The organism is Bacillus sp. FSL K6-2869 (assembly GCF_040869405.1).
Taxonomy (GTDB): Bacteria; Bacillota; Bacilli; order Bacillales; family Bacillaceae; genus Bacillus; species Bacillus altitudinis.
In genome coordinates this window covers 3,404,500-3,426,149 of record NZ_CP152035.1, presented here as the reverse complement: position 1 = coordinate 3,426,149, position 21,650 = coordinate 3,404,500, and the positions used below count along the sequence as shown (strand labels likewise).

23 protein-coding genes are annotated in these 21,650 nt (G+C 39.8%); 15 read left to right on the top strand and 8 right to left on the bottom strand.

Annotated features, from left to right (window positions below; all coding sequences use genetic code 11):
* Positions 1–17: 17 nt before the first annotated feature.
* Genes MHI58_RS17695 through MHI58_RS17685 form a run of 3 tightly spaced genes read left to right on the top strand, consistent with a single transcriptional unit; the run spans position 18 to position 2,750 of the window.
* On the top strand, positions 18–884 hold the full coding sequence (locus tag MHI58_RS17695) for a F0F1 ATP synthase subunit gamma (RefSeq protein WP_007497628.1): 867 nt from the start codon (positions 18–20) through the stop codon (positions 882–884).
* A gap of 24 nt (positions 885–908) precedes the next feature.
* Positions 909–2,330 carry a F0F1 ATP synthase subunit beta gene (gene atpD / locus MHI58_RS17690; protein WP_008343395.1) on the top strand — a complete coding sequence of 474 codons (1,422 nt, stop codon included), beginning with the start codon at positions 909–911 and terminating at the stop codon, positions 2,328–2,330.
* A 24-nt stretch (positions 2,331–2,354) separates the two neighbouring features.
* Positions 2,355–2,750 carry a F0F1 ATP synthase subunit epsilon gene (locus MHI58_RS17685; RefSeq protein ID WP_008343393.1) on the top strand — a complete coding sequence of 132 codons (396 nt, stop codon included), beginning with the start codon at positions 2,355–2,357 and terminating at the stop codon, positions 2,748–2,750.
* 42 nt (positions 2,751–2,792) lie between these two features.
* Here MHI58_RS17685 and MHI58_RS17680 read toward each other — a convergent pair whose 3' ends face one another.
* Positions 2,793–3,269 (bottom strand): hypothetical protein, encoded by a 477-nt coding sequence (locus tag MHI58_RS17680; protein WP_045033929.1) that lies wholly within the window; start codon positions 3,267–3,269, stop codon positions 2,793–2,795.
* 170 nt (positions 3,270–3,439) lie between these two features.
* On the opposite strand from MHI58_RS17680, the gene MHI58_RS17675 reads away from it, so the two are divergent.
* The 6 genes from MHI58_RS17675 (at position 3,440) to MHI58_RS17650 (ending at position 8,933) form a co-directional block, all read left to right on the top strand.
* Positions 3,440–3,670: a DUF1146 family protein gene (locus MHI58_RS17675; protein ID WP_025208130.1), complete on the top strand. Its 231-nt coding sequence runs from the start codon at positions 3,440–3,442 to the stop codon at positions 3,668–3,670.
* Positions 3,671–3,798: 128 nt separating this feature from the next.
* Complete coding sequence (locus tag MHI58_RS17670) at positions 3,799–4,533, top strand: YwmB family TATA-box binding protein (protein ID WP_035389789.1); 735 nt, start codon at positions 3,799–3,801, stop codon at positions 4,531–4,533.
* A 32-nt stretch (positions 4,534–4,565) separates the two neighbouring features.
* The gene (gene murA / locus MHI58_RS17665) at positions 4,566–5,873 is read left to right on the top strand and encodes a UDP-N-acetylglucosamine 1-carboxyvinyltransferase (RefSeq protein WP_007497616.1); all 1,308 of its coding nucleotides are present in this window, start codon (positions 4,566–4,568) and stop codon (positions 5,871–5,873) included.
* A 258-nt stretch (positions 5,874–6,131) separates the two neighbouring features.
* Positions 6,132–7,154, top strand: coding sequence for a stage II sporulation protein D (gene spoIID / locus MHI58_RS17660; protein WP_008343381.1), 1,023 nt, complete (start codon positions 6,132–6,134; stop codon positions 7,152–7,154).
* Positions 7,155–7,478: 324 nt separating this feature from the next.
* Complete coding sequence (locus MHI58_RS17655; protein WP_008343379.1) at positions 7,479–8,177, top strand: VWA domain-containing protein; 699 nt, start codon at positions 7,479–7,481, stop codon at positions 8,175–8,177.
* An 81-nt stretch (positions 8,178–8,258) separates the two neighbouring features.
* The gene (locus MHI58_RS17650) at positions 8,259–8,933 is read left to right on the top strand and encodes a VWA domain-containing protein (RefSeq protein WP_045034059.1); all 675 of its coding nucleotides are present in this window, start codon (positions 8,259–8,261) and stop codon (positions 8,931–8,933) included.
* Positions 8,934–8,984: 51 nt separating this feature from the next.
* On the opposite strand, the gene MHI58_RS17645 is transcribed toward MHI58_RS17650, so the two are convergent.
* Together MHI58_RS17645 and MHI58_RS17640 are read right to left on the bottom strand one after the other, a co-directional pair.
* Positions 8,985–11,333: an FdhF/YdeP family oxidoreductase gene (locus MHI58_RS17645; RefSeq protein ID WP_045033930.1), complete on the bottom strand. Its 2,349-nt coding sequence runs from the start codon at positions 11,331–11,333 to the stop codon at positions 8,985–8,987.
* 82 nt (positions 11,334–11,415) lie between these two features.
* On the bottom strand, positions 11,416–12,681 hold the full coding sequence (locus tag MHI58_RS17640) for an OFA family MFS transporter (protein ID WP_045033931.1): 1,266 nt from the start codon (positions 12,679–12,681) through the stop codon (positions 11,416–11,418).
* A gap of 134 nt (positions 12,682–12,815) precedes the next feature.
* On the opposite strand from MHI58_RS17640, the gene fdhD reads away from it, so the two are divergent.
* Together fdhD and moaA are read left to right on the top strand one after the other, a co-directional pair.
* Complete coding sequence (gene fdhD, locus MHI58_RS17635) at positions 12,816–13,604, top strand: formate dehydrogenase accessory sulfurtransferase FdhD (protein WP_024718748.1); 789 nt, start codon at positions 12,816–12,818, stop codon at positions 13,602–13,604.
* A gap of 10 nt (positions 13,605–13,614) precedes the next feature.
* Entirely contained in the window at positions 13,615–14,622 is a 1,008-nt protein-coding gene (gene moaA, locus MHI58_RS17630) for a GTP 3',8-cyclase MoaA (RefSeq protein ID WP_045033932.1), read from the top strand.
* A 254-nt stretch (positions 14,623–14,876) separates the two neighbouring features.
* Here moaA and rpsN read toward each other — a convergent pair whose 3' ends face one another.
* The 4 genes from rpsN to MHI58_RS17610 form a co-directional block, all read right to left on the bottom strand.
* A complete protein-coding gene (rpsN, locus tag MHI58_RS17625; RefSeq protein WP_008343369.1) occupies positions 14,877–15,146 on the bottom strand; it encodes a 30S ribosomal protein S14 in 270 nt (89 codons plus the stop codon).
* 16 nt (positions 15,147–15,162) lie between these two features.
* Positions 15,163–16,359, bottom strand: coding sequence for a GTP-binding protein (locus MHI58_RS17620; RefSeq protein WP_041091417.1), 1,197 nt, complete (start codon positions 16,357–16,359; stop codon positions 15,163–15,165).
* An 80-nt stretch (positions 16,360–16,439) separates the two neighbouring features.
* Entirely contained in the window at positions 16,440–16,589 is a 150-nt protein-coding gene (gene rpmG, locus MHI58_RS17615) for a 50S ribosomal protein L33 (RefSeq protein WP_003214771.1), read from the bottom strand.
* Positions 16,590–16,729: 140 nt separating this feature from the next.
* Positions 16,730–17,152, bottom strand: a complete 423-nt coding sequence (locus tag MHI58_RS17610) for a DUF5362 family protein (protein ID WP_045033933.1) — start codon at positions 17,150–17,152, stop codon at positions 16,730–16,732.
* Between the two features lie 516 nt (positions 17,153–17,668).
* On the opposite strand from MHI58_RS17610, the gene MHI58_RS17605 reads away from it, so the two are divergent.
* On the top strand, positions 17,669–18,067 hold the full coding sequence (locus tag MHI58_RS17605; RefSeq protein WP_007497596.1) for a hypothetical protein: 399 nt from the start codon (positions 17,669–17,671) through the stop codon (positions 18,065–18,067).
* A 48-nt stretch (positions 18,068–18,115) separates the two neighbouring features.
* Here the strand turns inward: MHI58_RS17605 and MHI58_RS17600 are convergent, their stop codons facing one another.
* Positions 18,116–18,625 (bottom strand): thiol:disulfide interchange protein, encoded by a 510-nt coding sequence (locus MHI58_RS17600; protein WP_045033934.1) that lies wholly within the window; start codon positions 18,623–18,625, stop codon positions 18,116–18,118.
* Between the two features lie 98 nt (positions 18,626–18,723).
* Between MHI58_RS17600 and MHI58_RS17595 the strand changes: the two genes are divergently transcribed.
* From MHI58_RS17595 to MHI58_RS17585, 3 genes are read left to right on the top strand one after another with little or no spacing between them, the layout of a single operon-like run.
* Positions 18,724–20,529 carry an ABC transporter ATP-binding protein gene (locus MHI58_RS17595; protein WP_045033935.1) on the top strand — a complete coding sequence of 602 codons (1,806 nt, stop codon included), beginning with the start codon at positions 18,724–18,726 and terminating at the stop codon, positions 20,527–20,529.
* Between the two features lies 1 nt (position 20,530).
* Positions 20,531–21,100, top strand: a complete 570-nt coding sequence (locus MHI58_RS17590) for a MauE/DoxX family redox-associated membrane protein (protein ID WP_045033936.1) — start codon at positions 20,531–20,533, stop codon at positions 21,098–21,100.
* Positions 21,097–21,627, top strand: a complete 531-nt coding sequence (locus MHI58_RS17585) for a thioredoxin family protein (RefSeq protein WP_045033937.1) — start codon at positions 21,097–21,099, stop codon at positions 21,625–21,627. Before MHI58_RS17590 ends, MHI58_RS17585 begins: the two co-directional genes overlap by 4 nt.
* Positions 21,628–21,650 lie beyond the last annotated feature (23 nt).

The following is a 21,650-nucleotide window of genomic DNA, read 5'->3' as shown; positions in this document are numbered from 1 at the left end:
AAAAGGTGGTGAAATCTTTGGCCTCATTACGCGATATTAAGTCAAGGATCACGTCAACAAAAAAATCGAGTCAGATCACAAAAGCGATGCAAATGGTATCAGCTGCGAAACTGAATCGTGCTGAAAATAATGCGAAGTCCTTTGTTCCTTACATGGAGAAAATCCAAGAAGTCGTTGCGGCAATCGCAACTGGAACAAGTGCTAAGCACCCAATGCTTCTTTCAAGACCTGTTAAGAAAACAGGGTATCTCGTCATTACATCTGATCGAGGACTTGCAGGACCTTTTAACAGCTCGATTTTACGTGCCGCTTACCAAGCCATTCAATCTCGTCATCAATCTGCTGATGAATATGCGGTGATTGTGATTGGTAAAATCGGACGCGACTTCTTCAAAAAGCGTGGTATTCCAGTTATTTCTGAAGTCACAGGGCTTGGAGACGAAGTAGCGTTTGCTGATATTAAAGAATTAGCAAGCAGTACAGTACAAATGTTCTCTGATGAAGCGTTTGATGAGCTTTACATGTTCTATAACCATTTCGTCAGTGCCATTTCGCAAGAAGTAACAGAGAAAAAATTATTGCCGCTAACGGACCTTTCGGCCGCAGCGACACCAAATAAACGTTCCGCATCTTATGAGTTTGAGCCTTCTGAAGAAGAAATTCTTGAAGTTCTCCTTCCTCAATATGCAGAGAGTTTGATTTTCGGTGCGCTTCTTGACAGCAAAGCAAGTGAACATGCTGCAAGGATGACAGCAATGAAGAGTGCAACAGACAACGCAAAAGAATTGATCGACAGCCTGACACTCTCTTACAACCGTGCTCGTCAAGCAGCGATTACACAAGAGATTACAGAAATTGTCGGCGGAGCAGCTGCCTTAGAATAGAAATAATTGTCAGGAGGGAATGCAATGAAAACAGGACGCATCAGTCAGATCATGGGACCAGTCGTAGACGTTCGTTTTGAAGACGGTCACTTGCCTGAGATTTATAATGCGATCAAAGTTTCGCATAAAGCGGAAAGCGAAAGTGAAGTTGATATCGACTTAACTTTAGAAGTAGCACTACATTTAGGTGATGATACAGTGAGAACCATCGCAATGGCATCAACAGACGGTGTGAAGCGCGGTATGGAAGCTGTAGACCTTGGAAAACCAATTTCAGTACCAGTTGGTAACGTAACACTTGGACGTGTATTCAACGTACTGGGAGATAACATTGACTTAGATGAGCCACTTGGTGTGGAAGCGCAAAGAGACCCAATCCACAGACAAGCGCCTTCTTTTGATCAACTTTCTACAGAAGTTGAAATTCTTGAAACAGGTATCAAAGTTGTTGACCTTCTTGCTCCTTACATCAAAGGTGGAAAGATCGGTCTATTCGGTGGAGCCGGTGTTGGTAAAACCGTTCTGATTCAAGAATTGATCAACAACATCGCACAAGAACACGGCGGTATTTCTGTATTCGCTGGTGTTGGAGAGCGTACACGTGAAGGAAATGACCTTTACTACGAAATGAAAGATTCTGGCGTTATCGAAAAAACAGCGATGGTCTTCGGCCAAATGAACGAGCCACCAGGTGCACGTATGCGTGTAGCTCTAACTGGTTTGACAATGGCAGAGCATTTCCGTGATGAACAAGGTCAAGACGTATTGTTCTTCATCGATAACATCTATCGTTTTACACAAGCAGGTTCTGAAGTATCAGCCCTTCTTGGACGTATGCCTTCAGCGGTAGGTTATCAGCCAACTCTTGCAACAGAAATGGGTCAGCTTCAAGAGCGTATCACGTCTACAAACGTAGGATCGGTTACATCGATTCAAGCGATCTATGTACCTGCGGATGACTATACAGATCCAGCTCCAGCTACAACGTTCGCTCACCTTGATGCAACGACAAACCTTGAGCGTAAGTTGACAGAGATGGGGATTTACCCAGCGGTAGATCCACTTGCTTCAACATCTCGTGCCCTTGCACCTGAGATTGTTGGCGAAGAGCATTATGCGATCGCGCGTGAAGTTCAGCAAACATTGCAACGTTATAAAGAATTGCAAGATATCATTGCCATTTTAGGTATGGATGAATTATCTGAGGACGATAAGCTTGTGGTACACAGAGCTCGTCGTGTTCAATTCTTCCTATCTCAAAACTTCCACGTAGCAGAACAGTTCACTGGCCAAAAAGGTTCTTATGTGCCATTGCAAGAAACTGTTAAAGGCTTCAAGGAAATCTTATCTGGTAAATACGATCACCTTCCAGAAGATGCATTCCGCTTAGTCGGCCGCATTGAAGAAGTGGTTGAAAAAGCCAAAGAGATGGGTGTAGAGGCCTAATCTGGTCCTTAGGAGGGTAAAAGCATGAAGACCGTTCAAGTCAATATCGTTACTCCCGACGGCCCAGTGTATGAAGCGGATGTGGAAATGGTCAGTGTAAGAGCAGAAAGCGGTGAGCTTGGGATTTTAGCTGGCCACGTTCCAATGGTTGCTCCGCTAAAAATCGGTGCAGTTCGCTTAAAACATAGTGGATCAACTGAATTGGTTGCAGTAAGCGGTGGATTTGTTGAAGTTCGCCCCGAAAAAGTAACCATTCTTGCTCAGGCTGCTGAAACATCAGACAAAGTTGATGTCGATCGTGCAAAATCAGCGAAACAGCGTGCTGAAGAGCATTTGAACCACCCGAATGAAAGTGATGTACGCAGGGCGGAACTCGCATTAAAACGGGCATTAAACCGTTTAAATGTAGCAGGGAAATAAAACAGAAAATCCTTCTTATCACAATGATAAGAAGGATTTTTTTTAGGATGACATGAGAGATTGATACATCGACACATACGGATGAGATGCTTGCTTTTCAAGATATAACTGCTCGCAAAATTGCGTACTGCAATGCCATGTTTTATTGTTTCTACGTAAGCCAAGCGTATATTGGTGCGAAGAGTCCATATAAGGCCGCACGACCCAGTCAGCATCTGAATGATGACGGATGACAACCTCTCCTAAATACACACTCATCATCGCTTCTAATGCATCTATTGGCATTTTCCACTCAGCAAAAAGCTGCTGACGGAAGGCATCGAAGTATAATGACTCTAACTGATAAAGGCTTTCCTCTGAGTAATCCAAAGAAATGTTATGAAAATGACACAATTGTGCTAATTCTTCTAGCTGTGTCTGTCTATAATCAAAGTAGAAAGCAATGGCTTCCCATTCATGTTCAAATGAGGGAACCAGTTCTCCGTACAAATCAACAAAGTCAGGAAAAGAATCTTTCAAATATGATCAGCTCCTTCCACCGCAGTATATCATCTCCTTCGCATCAGAATAAGAGGGGATTCACTCTAAATGTAGCTCTTTTTTCCAAATGATTCATCTTTCCGATTTTGGAGGATATAATGAAAGGGAGTTTTCCTTTACAGAAATCAATAAAAGGAGGATTCAAGTGTATGGAAGACGTAGGACAACAAGCAATTGTCAGTATTGTGATCCACCTATTTTTTATTGCCATTACGTGGTGGGCATTGCTTGCGGTGAATATCGATCCACTGATTAAAAAAGGAAAAATTATTCAAGCTAGATTGCTCATGATGCTGATCACGATTGCTATTGCATCGGCAGTCAGCAATTTCTTCCTTGATTATTTAAATTTCTCCAGACAAATCCCTTATATGTTTTAACATAAAAGGTTTGGTCACTGCCTTCTGCGGGAACGTAAAAAGAAGTGTCAAAAATATGGCCTTTGATGACTTTTCCACGTATGCATTGATCTCCTTGCGGCAACACTTGTAGCAAGGGGGAATGACAAGTGAGAAAGTGTTTAAAAGGTTGGCCATTATTTGCATTTATTCTTTTTTTTGTTCTGATGATTCAAGGTGTTCGGGCGGAAGAAACATCCACGCTCGCCCAAATAGCAGAAGGTATGAAAAACCAGCAAATCGAAGTAAGTGGATGGACGCTTCATGCCAAAACAAATATAGACATTTCATCCGAACAATTTTCAAAAAAAGTGAAACGTTTGAAAGACGAACTACGACAGTATGAGTGGACCGAAAAAAAAGAGAAACATGTCACCAAAGTCACAGGAATTTACAAAGATGAAAAAAATGATACATTATCGAAAATTTTACTCGTGAAGACCGACACAAAATCAAACCAAAAGTCGTATTTATTATATGAGCAAAAAGGTGCTCGCCCACTGAATACCTGGGAGCATACATATGATCAGTTCGTACGTCATGCAAAAAGCATATTACAAGAAAAATTTGTGATTTTTACTTGTCTCGATGGTCATGTAAATGGTATGATGGATGTTGTTTTGCAAAAAAAAGCTGAAATGATAGCAAATGAATTTCAAGCAAAACCTGTTGAGTATCTCGTTGAGTCTAATTTTGTGTCGCTTTCCGCTTACACAGAGAAGTGGGAACAGTTCATTATGACTTCAAATGATAAAATGAATGTTCAAATTGCCATCAGAAGTTCGGAAATGAACGAAAATCATACGATTACGGTTGGCACACCAATCGTAACGACTGAATATTAATATAGAGAATTTGGGACGCGGAGGGGAAGACCTTGGAAAAAATCATCGTCCGCGGCGGTCAAAAGTTAAACGGCACAGTTAAAGTAGAAGGCGCAAAAAATGCCGTTTTACCAGTTATCGCTGCATCTTTGTTAGCAAGTACAGAAAAAAGCGTAATTTGTGATGTACCTACGCTCTCCGATGTATATACAATCAATGAAGTGTTACGTCATTTAGGAGCAGAAGTACATTTTGAAAATAACGAAGTATCAGTAGATGCATCTCATGCACTAGAAACTGAGGCTCCGTTTGAGTACGTCCGTAAAATGAGAGCATCTGTGCTCGTCATGGGACCACTTTTAGCTAGAACAGGTCATGCAAGAGTTGCATTACCTGGTGGTTGTGCGATTGGTTCAAGACCAATTGATCAGCATTTAAAAGGCTTTGAAGCAATGGGAGCTAAAATTCAAGTAGGTAATGGTTTCATCGAGGCTGAAGTAAATGGCCGTTTAAAAGGTGCAAAAATCTATTTGGATTTCCCAAGTGTAGGGGCAACTGAAAACATCATCATGGCAGCAGCATTGGCTGAAGGAACGACGATTTTAGAAAACGTAGCAAAAGAACCTGAAATTGTTGATTTGGCAAACTACATTAATGCCATGGGCGGTAAGGTTCGCGGTGCTGGAACTGGTACAATCAAAATCGAAGGTGTAGAAACACTTCACGGTGCAAAACACAACATTATCCCTGACCGAATTGAAGCTGGTACGTTTATGGTGGCAGCAGCCATTACTGAAGGGAATGTTCTTGTAAAAGGCGCTGTGCCTGAGCACATGACTTCACTTGTGGCGAAAATGGAAGAAATGGGTATTCAGATCATTGAAGAAGAAGAAGGTTTAAGAGTCATTGGACCATCTGAGCTCAAGCCAATCGATCTAAAAACAATGCCGCATCCTGGTTTCCCAACGGATATGCAATCTCAGATGATGGCGCTATTGCTTCGTGCAAACGGAACAAGCATGATCACAGAAACTGTGTTTGAAAATCGTTTTATGCATGCTGAAGAATTCCGCCGCATGAATGGCGATATTAAAATTGAGGGTCGCTCTGTGATAATCAATGGACCTGTTCAACTTCAAGGTGCTGAAGTGGCAGCGACTGATTTAAGAGCAGGAGCAGCACTTGTACTTGCTGGATTAGTGGCAGAAGGTCATACACGTGTCACTGAATTGAAGCATATTGACCGTGGATATGTGAACTTCCACCAAAAACTAGCAGCAATCGGTGCAGACATTGAAAGAGTAAATGATGAATCAGCAGATGTGACACAAGAACAAGTTGTATCAGATCTAAACGCATAATCATAAAAGAAATCAGTGTGTCCATTTGGGCATGCTGATTTTTTTTTTAGAATCATAGACTGGTTGCATTTTCAAAAGCTTATCATTAGTGTATCCAATCGTTTTAAATTTTATTCATAAAGACGAACAGTAAATCAAATGATGAAGAGCACAAACATATCAGCAAAAGACTTGTCCAATGAATGAAAGAAGCTGTCATATTAGCTTGTCCTTGCCCATAGGATAAAAGAGATTCAATGACAAATGGGGGCAGCCAATATGAAACCAATGATATGGACAATCGCAGGAATTTGCATCATCATTTTAATGATTCCAACCTTACTCGTGTTGCCGACGTTCCAAGGAAAACCAGCAGCCAGCCAACACGTAGCAGCAGAACCATCAGTTAAAAAAGAAGTGAAAGGTTCAGTCAAATTGAAACAATCACCCGTCTCCATTCCCGTCTACCGTTCAGCGCATCAGCAGGTAGAAAACATCCCCTTAGAAGAGTATGTGATCGGTGTCGTCGCTTCTGAAATGCCAGCCGATTTTGAAATAGAGGCGCTCAAGGCACAGGCACTCGCCGCTAGAACGTATATCGTCAGACAAATGATCATTGATAAAACCGTCAAATCTCCACAGGGTTCTCTTGTAGATGACACCCAAATGTTCCAAGTGTACAAAAATAAACAGGAACTGAAGAAAATTTGGGGAAAAGCGTACAATTGGAAATTAAAAAAGGTCACAGAAGCGGTTGCCAGTACACAAGGGAAAGTACTGACGTATGACGAAAAACCAATTGATGCTTCCTTCTTTTCAACAAGTAATGGGAAAACCGAAAATGCAGAAGCTTATTGGAAAAATGAAATCCCTTATTTGAAAAGCGTCTCAAGCAAATGGGACGAAAAATCACCCAAATTCCAAAACAAGAAAACCATCACAGTGAGCGAATTTCAGCAAAAACTGGGTGTGACCCTTGGCCAGCAGCAGGTGGGAGAAATTGTAGAACGAACACCAGGCAATCAAGTAGCCAAAGCCGTCATTAACGGAAAAACATTGTCGGGCAGAGACATTCGCGAATCACTAGGATTGCACTCTGCAGACTTTACATGGGAACGAAAGGGTCAGCAAATCGTGATTACGACAAAAGGGTATGGCCATGGTGTGGGCATGAGTCAGTATGGTGCACATTATATGGCACAGTCAGGCAAAAAAGTAGAGGCGATCGTGAAACATTATTATCAAGGGATAAAAATTGAATCAGCTGATCGCTTTCTGAACACATATATGGCTAAGAAATAAAAGCAAAGGTGCCTCAAAATGGGGGCATCTTTTTTTATGTGTGAAGAGGTATGAACAGAATGTGACAAATTGCGACTTAAGGCGCACCTCAGGAAATCTTAAACATTTACATCCCGACAAGAACCGATGGCCGATACAAAGCCCCTCGAAAGAATGAGAAAACGAGGGTGACAAAAGAGTCTTTAGGTGAATATATCTAGACATCTGACAGAATTTTAGTGATTTTGATGAAAGAGAAAAAGGGATCGAGTCCTATACCATTCCAAGACAGAATATTTTACGATTAAGATGTTTCAATCAAATACATAAGGAGGAAGGAAAAGCATGTTGAAAAAAGTATTTACACTCGTAACCTTAGCTGTATTGACATTATCAATGTCAATCTCTTCACCAGTATTTGCAGAAGCAGCATCAGCCAAAAAACATAAGAAAGATGTAAGAGTGACGATCTTACTTGATGCAAGTGGAAGTATGGCAAGAAAAGTGGATGGAGAGCGCAAATTCGATTTAGCAAAACAAGAGGTATTTAAATTTGCTCAGTCTCTTCCGAAAGATGCTAAAATCCGTATGAGCTTGTTTGGGTCTGAAGGAAACAACAAAAACTCAGGTAAAGCCCAATCATGTGAAGTCATTAGAGGCGTTTATGGCGTTCAGCCTTATGAAAAGGATAGTTTCGAAAACTCTCTAAACGGTCTTGGACCAAATGGCTGGACACCGATTGCACGTGCTCTTGAAAGTGCAAAGCAAGCGGATAAGCAGCTTCATAAGGGAACAAAACACATTGTGTACTTAATTACTGATGGTGAAGAAACTTGTGGTGGAGATCCAGTGAAAGTAGCGAAAGAGCTTCATAACTCAAAAGGATCTACTGTAGTCAATGTGATTGGATTAGACTTTAACGATGGCTATGAAGGTCAATTGAAGCAAGTAGCTAAAGCTGGTAAAGGTCATTACTACCAAGCAAGCACAGGGAAAGAAATGGGTTCTATCCTTACAGCAGAATCATTAAAACTACACGAATAACTTGCTGAAGAAAAGGGAAACGATTGATTGATGCTTTCGTTTCTCTTTTTCTGTACAAATGAAAAAAAGGGAGATTTTTTAATGAAAAGAAATATTATATTAACCATTTTAGCGAGTCTTGTTCTGCTTCTTTCTTCACCAGCTCATGCTGTAACGAAAAAGGAGCCTGCTCATGTGGTGATTTTACTTGATTTAAGCGGAAGCATGGCACAATCGGTTGAAGGCGAAAAGAAAATCGATATCGCAAAACGCTCGATCCAAAGTTTCGCAAGTATTTTATCAGAAGATACACAAGTCTTGCTTCGTGTTTTTGGTCATGAAGGAACGAATAAAAATGCAGGAAAAGCCGTTTCTTGTGCAAGTTCCGAAGCAGTTTATGGATTTGGAACATATGAGCAAGCAACCTTTCAACAAGCGCTAAATGTGTATGGTCCAACAGGATGGACACCACTTGCCAAAGCATTAACTGATACGAAACAAGATTTTGAAGATCACCAAGCTAAAGGAAAAAATATTGTCTATGTTGTCAGCGATGGTGAGGAAACATGTGGCGGAAGCCCATCACAAGCAGCGAAGCAATTACATGAAGAAGGTATTGACACAATCGTCAATATCATTGGCTTCGATGTAAATGAAAAAGAAGCAAAAAGTCTAAAATCTGTTGCCCAAGCTGGTGGTGGACAATATCAACCAGCAGCAAATGCAGAAGAATTGAATCATATTCTTCAAAAAGAAGCGAACTCTTTTGGTCAATAGGCTGTGAATAGACAGCTGGGGAGAAACCCCCAGCTGTTTTTTCATAAAGGATCAATTTAAAGTCGTTTCCAATTCATCAATCCGTTTCTCCACGTAGTGCTGATCTTTTCTTGCATGAAAGGTTTCGGCTTTTTCTAATATTGCGGTGGTATTGTATTCTGGAATCTGGGAATAGCTTTCGTAAACCCCTTTTGGTATTAACACGTTTCCTTCAGGCCAATAAACTGCGATATTTCCACGTTTCAGCTCTCCGAATTGAGCAACTCCTTGGTAGGATCCATATTGATTAAAAAGGACAACGGAATCGCCTTCTTGGACGTAAAGCTCTTTCGCATCTTCTTCATTCATCAAGATAGAATGCCGCTTTCCACCATTAAAGGCATCCTTTTCACTGTAAATCATAGAGTTGAATTGCTTGCCTCGTCTTGTCGTGATATTGAAATGCCCCTCAGTTTTTCGGTATTGAGGCAGCTGTGCTGGGAGCAGGTGTCCTTTTCCATCCGGTGTTGGACACACCCCATCTTCGCAAAGCCATGCGCCACCCCATTGAAAGACATCCCCTTTATGACGCAAATGCTGGATCCCATCATAGTTCCGATTTGCGATGGCAATCTCACGGCGAATGTCTTCAGCATGGTCAAAATGAATCAGCTTCGCGTCTTCTGGGCGAACTCTTTTTGCTAGGTCAATATAAATGTCCCATTCAGCTCTAGCTTCTTCAATGCGAGGTCCTTCAATTTCCGGACTGAAATACACCATGCGTTCCGTACTGGTTGATGTACCGCCGCCTGGCTGTTCATATCTTGTCATTGCAGGCAGAACAATCACAGTCTCTTCTGCTTCTACCAGTGTAGAGGTGTTCAAAATAATATCTTGATGGACACGGAGTTCAAGTTCGGATAGTGCTTTTTCAATCGCTTCAGGATTTGGCATCGTTTCTAAAAAGTTTCCACCGCTAGTAAACAGCATCTTCAGCTTTTGCGGGTGTTCTTTTGGAAGAGCCATTTTTTCAAATGATTGCCCAATCGTGTCACCATGCCATTTTGGAATATCAAATCCCCATATCTTCTCGATTCTTTTAATATTCTCTTCATCAAAATCACTGCCGGGCAATACGAATGGATCGGCACCCATTTCGCCTGAACCTTGGACACCGCTATGGCCACGAATAGGCATAACGCCACAATGTTTTCTGCCAATAAATCCGCGTAACATGGCAAGGTTTGCGACTTGTGATATATTATCAGTGGCAAAGCGATGCTGAGTGAGACCCATACTCCAAATAAACACCCCTGAATTGGCATTGGCAAGCAGTACAGCGAATTCCTTCATTCTTTCTTTAGATAAGCCTGACGATGCTTCGAGATCCGACCATTTTAACTGAGTGACATGCTGCTTTACATCTTTTATGCCGGTTGTATGTGCTTGGATAAATTCATGGTCAAGAGCGGAATGAGGCGCTTGCTCTTCCATTTCAAGCCAATGTTTGATGACACCATTCATAAACGCAATATCGCCGCCTATATTGACTTGATAAAAATCATCCGCTATTTTTGTACCGAATAAAGCACTTTCTGGAATAGAAGGGACCCAATATTTTTCCATTGCAGGCTCTTTATATGGATTGATGACAATGATTTTGGTTCCTTTCTTTTTAGCGGCGTACATATATTTAGTCGAAACCGGCTGGTTGTTTGATGCAACAGAGCCCCAAAATATCAATACATCTGTTCCAATCCAATCACTGTAATTACAGCTGGATGCACCTATACCAAGGGAGCGTTTAAGAGCGGTTTTGCTTGGTGAATGGCAAATACGAGAAGCATTATCGATATGATTTGTTCCAATAAATCGCGCAGCTTTCGCCGCAGTATAGTACACTTCATTTGTAATCCCTCTAGCCGTTAAATAGAAAGCAAGCTGACGTTTATCAATGGATTTGATTTTAGCGGCGATTTGATCTAATGCACTATCCCAAGAAATGCGTGTAAAGGCATTCTCACCTTTTTTTCGAATCAGGGGATAAGGAATACGCCCAAGTTTTCGAAGAGACGTGCTATCCATTTGTTTGAGCCGCTCAATATCTTCGAACCATTTTGGATCAATAGCTGGCATTGTGTTAAGCCGTAACACATTCAGTCTTGTAGTGCATATATGGGGTCCTGCTAGTGTTTGATCGTATAAACCTGATACACCAAGAGCACAGCCGTCACAAACGCCCTGAGTCAATATACGGTACGCATAGGGGAGATTATCTTTGTTCTCCCATGCCACTTTCATCGTGTCTCGAATGTGTTTCGGTTTTACTTTTCCGAGCCCCATAGGAGCAAAAGAGGCCCATAGCTTTGGTGAGGGTTTTTTGTTGAGTTTAATAGGCCCCTTGTGTTTTGTTTTTCCCATGATATCGTCACCCTCCTATCATTTTGTAAAGCGTTTTCATATCTAAAAATTACCTGTAGATTGTCATTCTGTCAAATTCATATTAAGAGCGGACCGTGACAGAAGAAGGAGCAGTAAGATTTGATTCACGAAGTTGTTTAATATCCTTCCGAATGAGAAGAGATATGATAAACGCAATGAAAAATAGGCCAGAGAAGACCATGAGACTTTGTGTGTAATTGCCTGTAATGTCACGAATAAAGGAGGAAAATAAAGGTCCTACTAAACCAGCAGCGGCCCAAGCGGTGAGAATATAACCGTGTATGGCACCTAGCTGCTTCGTACCAAATAAATCTCCGATATAGGCTGGAATTGAAGCAAACCCTCCTCCGTAGCACGTATAAATGATCGCCATCACGATTGAAAAGATGAGCGGTTCTTTTAAGTAGGGAAGTAAGGGAAAAGCAATGAGCTGTATAGTAAAGAAAATCGTATACGTATTTGGCCTTCCGATATAATCAGAGAAGGATGCCCATCCGATCCGTCCAAGCCCATTAAAAGCACCTAAAATTCCAACAAGAGTAGCTGCTGCACCCGCCGTGAAACCAACACTTTCTTGAGCAAGCGGTGATGCTACAGAAATAATAGCAATTCCGCATGTGATATTAATAAAGAGCATGACCCACAAATAATAAAAACGCCGTGTTTTAATGGCTTCATTTGCGGTGAGCTGTGATAAATCTTGAGGAATTTTCCTTTGGCTTGTTTTTAGCACGTTAAATTGTTTGACGTCATCAGGTGTTGGTGGTGATAAATAAAGAGATGAAACGACCATGATAATAAAATAAGAGATTCCGAGAATATAGAAGGTATTTGCAATATCAACTTTTTCAATGAGAAATTGAATAATGGGACTGCAAATCAGAGAAGCAAATCCAAAACCCATAATGGCTAAACCCGTTGCGAGTCCTCTTCGATCTGGAAACCATTTGACTAATGTTGATACTGGAGCAATATAGCCTACACCTAATCCGATTCCAGCGAGTACACCATAAAATAAATAGAGGAGAGGTAATGAAGACATGTGGACAGCAAACCCTGATCCAGTCATCCCAATGCCGAAGAAAATAGCTGAGAAGAGCCCTGATGCCCTCGGCCCATACTTTTCAACGAAATGCCCCATGAAGGCAGCTGATAAACCTAAAAATAAAATAGCAATGCTAAATGTCAGGCTTATTTCTGTTAATGACCATTGAAAGGTTTGATGTAAAGGATTCGTAAAAACACTCCATGCATAAACAGATCCGATAGATAAATGAATCCCCACAGCACTTGTAGCGATCAGCCAACGATTTTTTGTTTTATTCATTGTGTTCCCTCCATATAAAGCAAACAAAAAGTTTGATAAGATAGAAATATGTTACATTTTTATGACTTTTTAAAATAATATCACAATTCGTCTGGTTCATATAACTAAATTTGTGTTGAAAGGAAGATCAGATCATGAATCCTTCTGTTAAAACGAAACGGCGCATACACCAATATCGCAAAGGTCAAATGACATGTAAAACAGATGAAGTTGTAGAAGAATTCCCTTTAACCGTGCTGGTGAATGGTGAAGAGTTTGTCACACTCGTTTGTTCACCGGATCATTTGAAAGAATTGGTGATCGGTTTTTTAGCTTCAGAAGGAGTCATTCGATTTGAAAAAGAGATTAAAAGGTTTACAATAGATGAAAGTATGGGTTTTGCATATGTTGACTTACATCACACAACTCAGTTCCAATCCTCAGATTTTACAAAACGAGTGATCGGATCTTGCTGTGGGAAAGGAAGACATTTTTATTTTCTCCAAGATGTGAAGACGGCAAAAACAGCCATTGACCGAATCAGTATTTCTGCTGAAACTTGTATTCATTTAATGAAATGTTTACAGGAGGAAAGTCAGTTATTTCAACATACTGGTGGTGTCCATAATGCTGGACTGTGTGATACAGAAAAGCTATTCATCACTAGGACGGATATAGGACGGCATAATGCGTTGGATAAAATCTATGGATATTGTTTACTTCATAAAATCCCACTGAGAGATAAAATCCTTGTATTTAGCGGCCGGATATCATCTGAAGTTCTGTTGAAGGCAGCAAAATTAGGAGTATCAATCGTCATATCAAAATCAGCTCCTACTGAGTTAGCACTTAAAATGGCAGAAGAATTAAATATAACAACAGTTGGATTCGTAAGAGGAGAATCTTTTAATATCTATACTCATCATCAGCGTATTACAGAATAGGAGGCTAAGTATGGTCAGTATTTTGGATAAAAGACATCGACCATTGCGCGATTTAAGAATATCCGTAACAGATCGCTGTAATTTTAGATGTACGTACTGTATGCCTGCTGAAATCTTTGGACCAGATTATCCTTTTTTAGATAAAGAAGAGCTGCTTAGCTTCGAGGAAATTGAACGACTTGCTGCGCTTTTTGCAAAGGAATTAGGTGTGGTGAAATTACGTATTACAGGCGGTGAACCTTTAATGCGTAAAGATTTGCCCGTTTTGATAGAAAAACTCGCAAAAATTCCAGGTATTGAAGACATCGCGATGACAACCAATGGAACGCTGTTACCTTTGTACGCAGATAAGCTAAAGAAAGCAGGTTTGAATAGAGTCACCATTAGTTTAGATTCTTTAAATCCAGATCGTTTTAAGCAGATGAATGGAAGACACATCTCTATCCAAAAAGTATTTGATGGGATAGAGGCTGCAAAAAAAGCTGGACTTGCTATTAAGATCAATATGGTTGTCCAAAAAGGTGTGAATGATCAAGATATCTTACCAATGGCAGCCTATTTTAAAAAAGAAGGACACATTCTACGATTTATTGAATTCATGGATGTTGGCAATACGAACAAATGGAATCTCAAGCATGTATTGACGAAAAAAGAGATTATGGAGCTAATTCATTCAAAATACCCTATCAAACCAGAACCTCCTCGATATCAAGGGGAAGTAGCCAATCGTTATTTTTATGAGGATGGGTCAGGAGAGATTGGCATTATTTCTTCCGTTTCAGATGCTTTTTGTGGATCGTGTAATAGAGCTAGACTATCTGCACGTGGCGAATTATTCACCTGTCTTTTTGCATCATCGGGTTTTGATCTGAGACGATTCATCCGTAATTCAGAAAATGATGAATACCTAGTGAACATATTGAAGGAACTTTGGTCAAACAGACAGGATCAATATTCAGCTGAGAGAGAGCAAAAGAAAGATCAGAAAAAAGTTGAGATGTCCTACATCGGCGGGTAATGACAACAAAGTATCATGATCATCGATTTTTGAAAAGAAGAGAAAATGCTATAATCACTGTTGAAAATCTTCTTTTAACATCAGGACAATCTTTCCTATAAGGCTCGGCCCCATAAAAAAACAGCAGAGATTCTGCTGTTTTTTAAAATGCTATTTTGTACCTCAAAATTGACGGAGTAAGGATGAAAAAGAGATTTTTATTCATTTTGTCCTGCTTTACATTGATAGGAACTATGCTAAGATCAAATCAATCTTTACCAACTCGATTTTTTCACTCCTGGAATCTGTCCTTTATAGGCAAGCTCACGAAAAGCAATTCGAGACATTTTAAATTTTCTCAAGTAACCTCTAGGACGGCCAGTTAATTCACAGCGGTTTTTTAAGCGAGTGGGTGAAGAGTCTCTAGGTAGTTTCTGCAAAGCTTCATAGTCACCTTTTTCTTTTAGCTCTTTCCTTAATTGTGCATATTTCAAAACGAGCTGCTGTCGCTTTTTTTCTTTTGCTATTTTTGATTTCTTTGCCATTTAAAACCCTCCTGGTTTAAGTGTGTATGTTCCATTGAAAGGGGTCTTCAAACGTTGTCCAATCTTGATCAAATTCTTCAGGTGTAAGTAAGCATTGATCTAGTGTACGAATAATATCTGCTTTAGGTAAATCTACACCGATAAAGACAAGTTTTGTATGTCGATCACCAAACTCTGCATCCCACTCATCTAGAATGTCTGGTTCCTGATTTAAGATCCGTGATCGTTCTTGCTCAGGCAAGGCAGCAATCCAGTATGCGATTGGTTCAATTGCCACAGATTTTCCGGCTTGCGAAATTAAAATGGTTAAATCATGATGTGTCGCTAGCCATGTAAATCCTTTCGCTCGAACAATCTGCTCTGGCATTTGATCTAACCATGCATTCAGTCTGCCAGTATGAAAAGGGAGCCTTCTTTCATAAACAAAAGATGAGATTTGGTATTCTTCTGTTTCAGGCGTATGCTGAGAGTGTCCAGCATTAATTTCTTTGATCCAGCCCGCAGAAGCACTAGATTTTTCAAAATCGAATAAACCAGTATTCAAAATATCACTAGGTTGTACGTTACCTTTAGAGGTTCTAATAATGGCTGCTTCTGGTTGAAGTTTGGTTAACACGTGCTCAAGCCGATCTAGTTCTGATGCTGATACAAGATCACATTTGTTGATAATGAGCACATCACAAAATTCAATTTGATCAATAAGTAAATCGGAAATCTCTCGTTCATCATCATCTGAAACTGCTTCTTTACGATCCAATAAACTTTCTCCTGACTGGAAATCTGTCCAGAAACGGTTTGCATCTACCACCGTTACCATCGTGTCTAATCTGCAAAAACGTGTCAAATCTATGCCCATTTCTTCATCAATGTAAGAGAAAGTTTGAGCGACAGGAATTGGTTCACTAATACCTGTAGATTCAATGACAATATAATCGATATTCCCAGCCTTACAAAGGCGTTCTACTTCAATTAATAAATCTTCTCTCAATGTGCAACAAATACAACCATTAGATAGTTCAACCAGTTTCTCATCTGATCGAGAGAGTTCGCCGCCTTGCTTAACTAATTCCGCATCAATGTTTATTTCACTCATGTCATTGACAATAACAGCTACTTTTAGCCCTTTACGATTCTGAAGAACATGATTCAATATCGTGGTTTTTCCAGCTCCTAAAAAGCCGCTTAGAACTGTGACAGGTATTCTTTTATCCATTTGTTTTAGTCCTTTTGAACATGCTCATTTTGTATGCCGCCTCACTTATATAGTAATGATTACGATTTAAATCTTAAAAATTATTTTGTTTCCCGATGAAGGGTGTATTTCTTTAATCGTGGAGAATATTTTTTTAACTCCAATCGGTCTGGGTTCGTTCGTTTATTTTTTGTAGTGATATAGTTTCTGTCACCTGTTTCAGTACAGGCTAAGGTGATTTTCACGCGCATAATTGCTATAATCCTCCTTTATTTCGTAATGATTACGATTTGTATTTTAAAATGATAAAGGCTGATTGTCAAGTTTAGTATCAAGTCTATACCAACTCAAATAAAAAAGGGGTATCGTATTTCATTGATACCCCTTTTCATTAATAAAAGTCACCAAGTTCTTCTTCGTAATAATCTTCGTACTGTTGGACATCAGTAGGGAGTTCTTGGAGAAAGGCTAGCCCGCCTAGTATAATCATCAAAACGATAGCGATGAATGAGAGAATAACGGCGGCAATACTTGAAATCGCAAACAGTGTTTGCATTTTCATCATCTTAGCATATTGTTCCAATAATTCTTCGTAAGAAGTATCAGGCGCTTGAATCAATTGTTCAGCTGCTTTCACGGATTTTTGGACATGAATTCCCATCATAATCAGAAAAACGCCAATGGCAGCAGGAAGAACAAGCCAAAACCCACTGAGGATGGACAGACCACCTGAAATATAGAGAAAGATGCTCCCAACCTTTCCCCACTTTGTTATTGAATGAAGAGATTGAATGATTTTCTCAGTTTGTTGCAATTTTGTTCACTCCTTTATGTATTCACTCTATATCATACTTGAGCAAGTAGTACTTTAGGAAGAGTGAATTGACCTTTTTTCTATCTTTTATTTACTTTTTATGGATAAATAAATTATTTTTGAATAAGAAAAAAGTAACAATTACTACAAATGTAATCTACAAATTTTGTCATAAATAAGAAAATTAGTTTGAAGTAATTAGAAAATTTATCAAAATATGTTGTTAGTTGTCTATCAATTGGTTATTATTGTGTTGTATTACCATAAAATTTGGAAGGTGGAATTCATATGTTAGATCGAATTTTAAACAAAATGACCAATGTTCAACCTGCAGCTGCTAGATGTATTTTGCAAAGATTGGTAACTTCTTGCCAATCAGCACCAACTTGTTTCCTTCAAGGCGTTGGAACTTTCCGTTACTATGTGGATCGTGACACAGGTGAGATTTGTACTAGCCAAGAACGCGTTAAATGTGGCTGCTAAATCTAAGTATCTTATTTATTAGGGTGTGAACGCATGAGCATAACTCCAATTTCATTAGTAACAAATGCTATGCAGACGTCGAATAAGCGTCAAGCTGGCCATACATCAAATTCTTTTTTGACCCAAGCAGCGCAAATTGTTCAAGGCGACCATTCTCCAGAAGAGAGAAAGGCGTTATTTCAACAACTGACTTTAGTTCAGCAAGGAAAAGATTTAGAGCTTCATGTTTCTAAATTAAAGGAACTAGAGAAAGAGGTTCAAAAAGAGGGGTCTTCTTCTGTTACTGTGAATCAGCACGGTGATCAAGTTGACATTTCAAATGAAGCTCGCAGTGAGTTTGAACAAGCTGAGGAACAAACATCCGCTTCAAGCGAAGCTAATGAAATCGCTGCAGAGGAAAAAGGGAAGGATGTTCAGCCAAATTCACAATAATAAAAAATGAGGCATGTGTTTGATGCTCTTCACATGCCTCATTTATCTTTAGTTTGCAGCTAGTCTTGAATAAAGACCGTCTGGAAAAGGTGCTGCATATGAGATGGTATCATTGTCTTCTACCATGATGTAGTACGGAAACTCCTGAATTTGGAATGCGTTTATCAATTGTTCGTCTACCGGAATAATCCGCAAGTTTGTTTCGTTATCACGATATAATTCTTGGTCCTTTTTTTGCCCGTTTTTCAACAAAATACTCAATGAAACGTTTAGTTTACGCTGCTTTTTTGTTTCTAGGAATTGTTCGAGTGATGGAATGCAGTGCGGACATGCTGTGTCAGTGAAGATCAGTAATTGTTGTGTACGATTTGTTTGCAGCAGATCATTCATGTGAATGGGTGATGGCTGTTCGAGAAGTGGATGCGCAAGTTTCTGCCCCACGTGTTCTATAGGTAAGATGATAAGCTGCATCTGTTGTTTTAAATAGATGATAATTCCAGCCGTTAATAGAAGACTGCAAATCATAAGAGCGAGCTGTAAAAGAAAAATTGAATTCATCGTATATCGTCCTCTCAAAGTGAAGTTACGCAAAGCTATCATATTACAAATATCAAAAATATGTCAATTATACTAAATGGTGTAAGGTGGAGCATCTCATGAGTACAGTGAACCATTGTTTATATGCAATCTCCTATACTTGGAAAAAAAGTCGTTCTTATCTTCTTTTAACTTTGTTCATTCAAGTGATCGTTGGTTTTATGCCTTTGGCTAGTGTCTGGATTATTCAAACTTTGATTAATGAAATTATTTTATTTATGACGTCTTCAGGTGACATCCAAAAGGTTTTGTGGTTATTTGGACTGCAAATGGTCATTGTGATTTTAGGATATGGGCTTCAATTCATTCTTCAGCTTAGTCAACAGAAAGCAACAAATCTGATTGGTCTGCATTTGAAAGGTGAATTGCTTCAAAAAGCGATAAGACTGCCGTTTATTACGTTTGAGCACCCGTCCTTTTACAATGAAAGTCAACGTGTGATGAACAGTCATCAGCATGTTCTCAGTATGGTGAGAAGTATTTTTACAATGATGAGCGCGTTGATTACTGTTGTATCACTTCTTATCTATATGATCGGTATTCATTGGGGCTTAGCGGTCATATTGTTCTTGTTTACCTTGCCTGTATTATGGATTGAACTTTTCTTTGGAGGCGCACGTTATCGATTAAATCGTTTGTTAACGGCTAATGATCGAAGAGAAATGTATGTATCTGATCTCGTCGCGCAGCGAGATTCTTTAAAGGAAGTTCGTTTATATGGAATAGGGAATTATCTTCTTCAAAAGTGGAGAGGTCACTACGTTAAAAGTGCAGATGAAAAATATAATTTGCTGAAACGCCAAGTGCGCTGGGAGATGGCAGGCGGGTTGCTTATGACATTGGCCTATGTGTGCTGTGGTTTATTGATTGTCTTTCTTATTTTTCAAAAAAAATTAGCAGCGGGTACGTTTGTTGCAGTGCTGCAAGCTGTACAAAACATTCAAAGTGGGTTTCAAGATTTAACAAGAGAATGTTCTAGTTTATATGAAACAAGCCTATATGTTGATGAAATGAGAGCTTTTCAAAAGAGAGAAGAGGAAATGCATGAACATGAACAGACAGAAGGGGCAGCGTCGCTTCAGGGAATTGAGCATATCCAGTCCATTACATTAGACAATCTCTCTTTTACTTATCCGAATATGAAAAAACCAGCGATTGAGCATATTCATTTTCATATGAAAAAAGGTGAACGAATTGCATTAGTAGGAGATAATGGGTCCGGTAAAACCACTTTAATCAAATGTTTAACCGGCTTATATGATCCAGATCAACAGAATATGCACAAAGTCAATGGAGAGGATATTTCCACCATCCATAAAAAGACCTATCATGCGAGAATGGCTGTTCTTTTTCAAGATTTTATGAAGTACGAATTCACTGTGAGAGAAAACATAGGGTTTGGCCGTATTGATGATATAGAAGAGGAAGAGCGGTTGATTTCAGCCGCCCGCCAAGCAGGTATAGAGAAAAGAATTAATCAAATGGAAGACACATATGATGCGCAGCTAGGTCGCTTTTTTGAAGAGGGACATGAATTGTCTGGCGGACAATGGCAAAAGCTTGCGATGGCGAGAACCTTCTTTAGAGAAAGTGATTTTATTATTTTAGATGAACCGACCTCTGCTCTCGATCCGCTGTCGGAGATCTCGCTCATTCGAAAGTTATTCGATCATACGCAGGATCAAGGGGTTTTGTTTATTACACATCGTATGGGAGCGGCCCGCTTAGCAGACCGTATCATCGTCATGAAAGATGGTGCTTTTATTGAAGAGGGCAACCATGATGAACTGATGGCGTTGCACGGAGAGTACAGAAGGCTTTACGAGGCACAATCTCAACTATTTCAACAAAAGGAGATGGTGTAAGGTGAGTGTCTTTTATTTCATAGGCGTCTATTTACTAGGAATCATTTTTGCGGGTGCATGGCTCGATAAAGCAAGGAAACAGAAGGCACATGTCCAGCAGATCAATGCTTATCGGCTGCTGCCGCCTTCTTTCGAGGCACCTATGTTTTATTTGTTTTTGTTGATTGAATTGGTTTGTACGGTTCATTTGTTTATATGGAACATGTCTGTCCTGCCTGCAATTGGCCTTACAGCCCTGTTATGTATTTATACTGGAGCGGTTACGTTCAATTTAATTAGGGGGCATCGTGATATTTCGTGCGGTTGTGGAGGATTACTGGAAAACGATCGCCTGCATTGGGGGATTGTGATTCGCAATCTGCTGATGCTTACTCTTGTGGCAGGGTTATTTTATGTACATCCTAGTGTTGAAATGATTTCATTGCGGTTGAAAATGATTTGTTTTCTCATTGCAGCGGCTGTCTGTTTGATCATAGCGGTCAGCCAAGAAATTGTGCTATTGAAGCGAAAGTGGATCGACTCATTCCAGATTGCAGATGGATCAATTATAGAAGGAGATAAAATGAAATGACAGATATTTTATTAATCATTGTGTTATTAATTGTCATTGCCCAGCTGGCTGTCGTGTTTTTGCTTGCCCGTTTTATCGGGAGATTTATGAATAAAATAAAGTCCCTTGATGGAATTGAATTGAAGGAAGCGGATATTGGTGACCCGGCTCCGTTATTTCGCAGTTATTCACATGTAGGTGAAAAGGTGATCTTGAAGGAGTATTTGCAAAATGGGCGAGCTGTGATGCTGTTATTTGTGAATTCTACTTGTATGACTTGTAAAAGTATTTTGTCTGATGTGCAGCCTCAAACTTCACATGATGATGCTCATGTGATTGTTATTAATGGAGATGAAAAAGCCGATGATGCCTCGCTTCTTCAATTGCTGCCGGAGCAAGCTGTTTATATGCGCTCATCACAAATTATGGAGTTGTATGGAGTAACAGTTGTTCCGCAAGCGCTTCTGATTGATGAACATGGTATCATTCTGAAAAGAAAATCGCTTCAAAATGCGAAGCAATTTGAGCAGTTAGTGCATGCTTCATAAAAAAGCGTCTCTTTCTTCAAGAG

Coding starts and splice junctions, on each gene's coding strand:
- atpD (WP_008343395.1), top strand. CDS start 909: ATGAAAACAGGACGCATCAGTCAGATCATGGGACCAGTCGTAGACGTT.
- MHI58_RS17685 (WP_008343393.1), top strand. CDS start 2,355: ATGAAGACCGTTCAAGTCAATATCGTTACTCCCGACGGCCCAGTGTAT.
- MHI58_RS17675 (WP_025208130.1), top strand. CDS start 3,440: ATGGAAGACGTAGGACAACAAGCAATTGTCAGTATTGTGATCCACCTA.
- spoIID (WP_008343381.1), top strand. CDS start 6,132: ATGAAACCAATGATATGGACAATCGCAGGAATTTGCATCATCATTTTA.
- MHI58_RS17655 (WP_008343379.1), top strand. CDS start 7,479: ATGTTGAAAAAAGTATTTACACTCGTAACCTTAGCTGTATTGACATTA.
- MHI58_RS17650 (WP_045034059.1), top strand. CDS start 8,259: ATGAAAAGAAATATTATATTAACCATTTTAGCGAGTCTTGTTCTGCTT.
- MHI58_RS17645 (WP_045033930.1), bottom strand. CDS start 11,333: ATGGGAAAAACAAAACACAAGGGGCCTATTAAACTCAACAAAAAACCC.
- MHI58_RS17640 (WP_045033931.1), bottom strand. CDS start 12,681: ATGAATAAAACAAAAAATCGTTGGCTGATCGCTACAAGTGCTGTGGGG.
- fdhD (WP_024718748.1), top strand. CDS start 12,816: ATGAATCCTTCTGTTAAAACGAAACGGCGCATACACCAATATCGCAAA.
- moaA (WP_045033932.1), top strand. CDS start 13,615: ATGGTCAGTATTTTGGATAAAAGACATCGACCATTGCGCGATTTAAGA.
- rpsN (WP_008343369.1), bottom strand. CDS start 15,146: ATGGCAAAGAAATCAAAAATAGCAAAAGAAAAAAAGCGACAGCAGCTC.
- MHI58_RS17620 (WP_041091417.1), bottom strand. CDS start 16,359: ATGGATAAAAGAATACCTGTCACAGTTCTAAGCGGCTTTTTAGGAGCT.
- rpmG (WP_003214771.1), bottom strand. CDS start 16,589: ATGCGCGTGAAAATCACCTTAGCCTGTACTGAAACAGGTGACAGAAAC.
- MHI58_RS17605 (WP_007497596.1), top strand. CDS start 17,669: ATGAGCATAACTCCAATTTCATTAGTAACAAATGCTATGCAGACGTCG.
- MHI58_RS17600 (WP_045033934.1), bottom strand. CDS start 18,625: ATGAATTCAATTTTTCTTTTACAGCTCGCTCTTATGATTTGCAGTCTT.
- MHI58_RS17595 (WP_045033935.1), top strand. CDS start 18,724: ATGAGTACAGTGAACCATTGTTTATATGCAATCTCCTATACTTGGAAA.
- MHI58_RS17585 (WP_045033937.1), top strand. CDS start 21,097: ATGACAGATATTTTATTAATCATTGTGTTATTAATTGTCATTGCCCAG.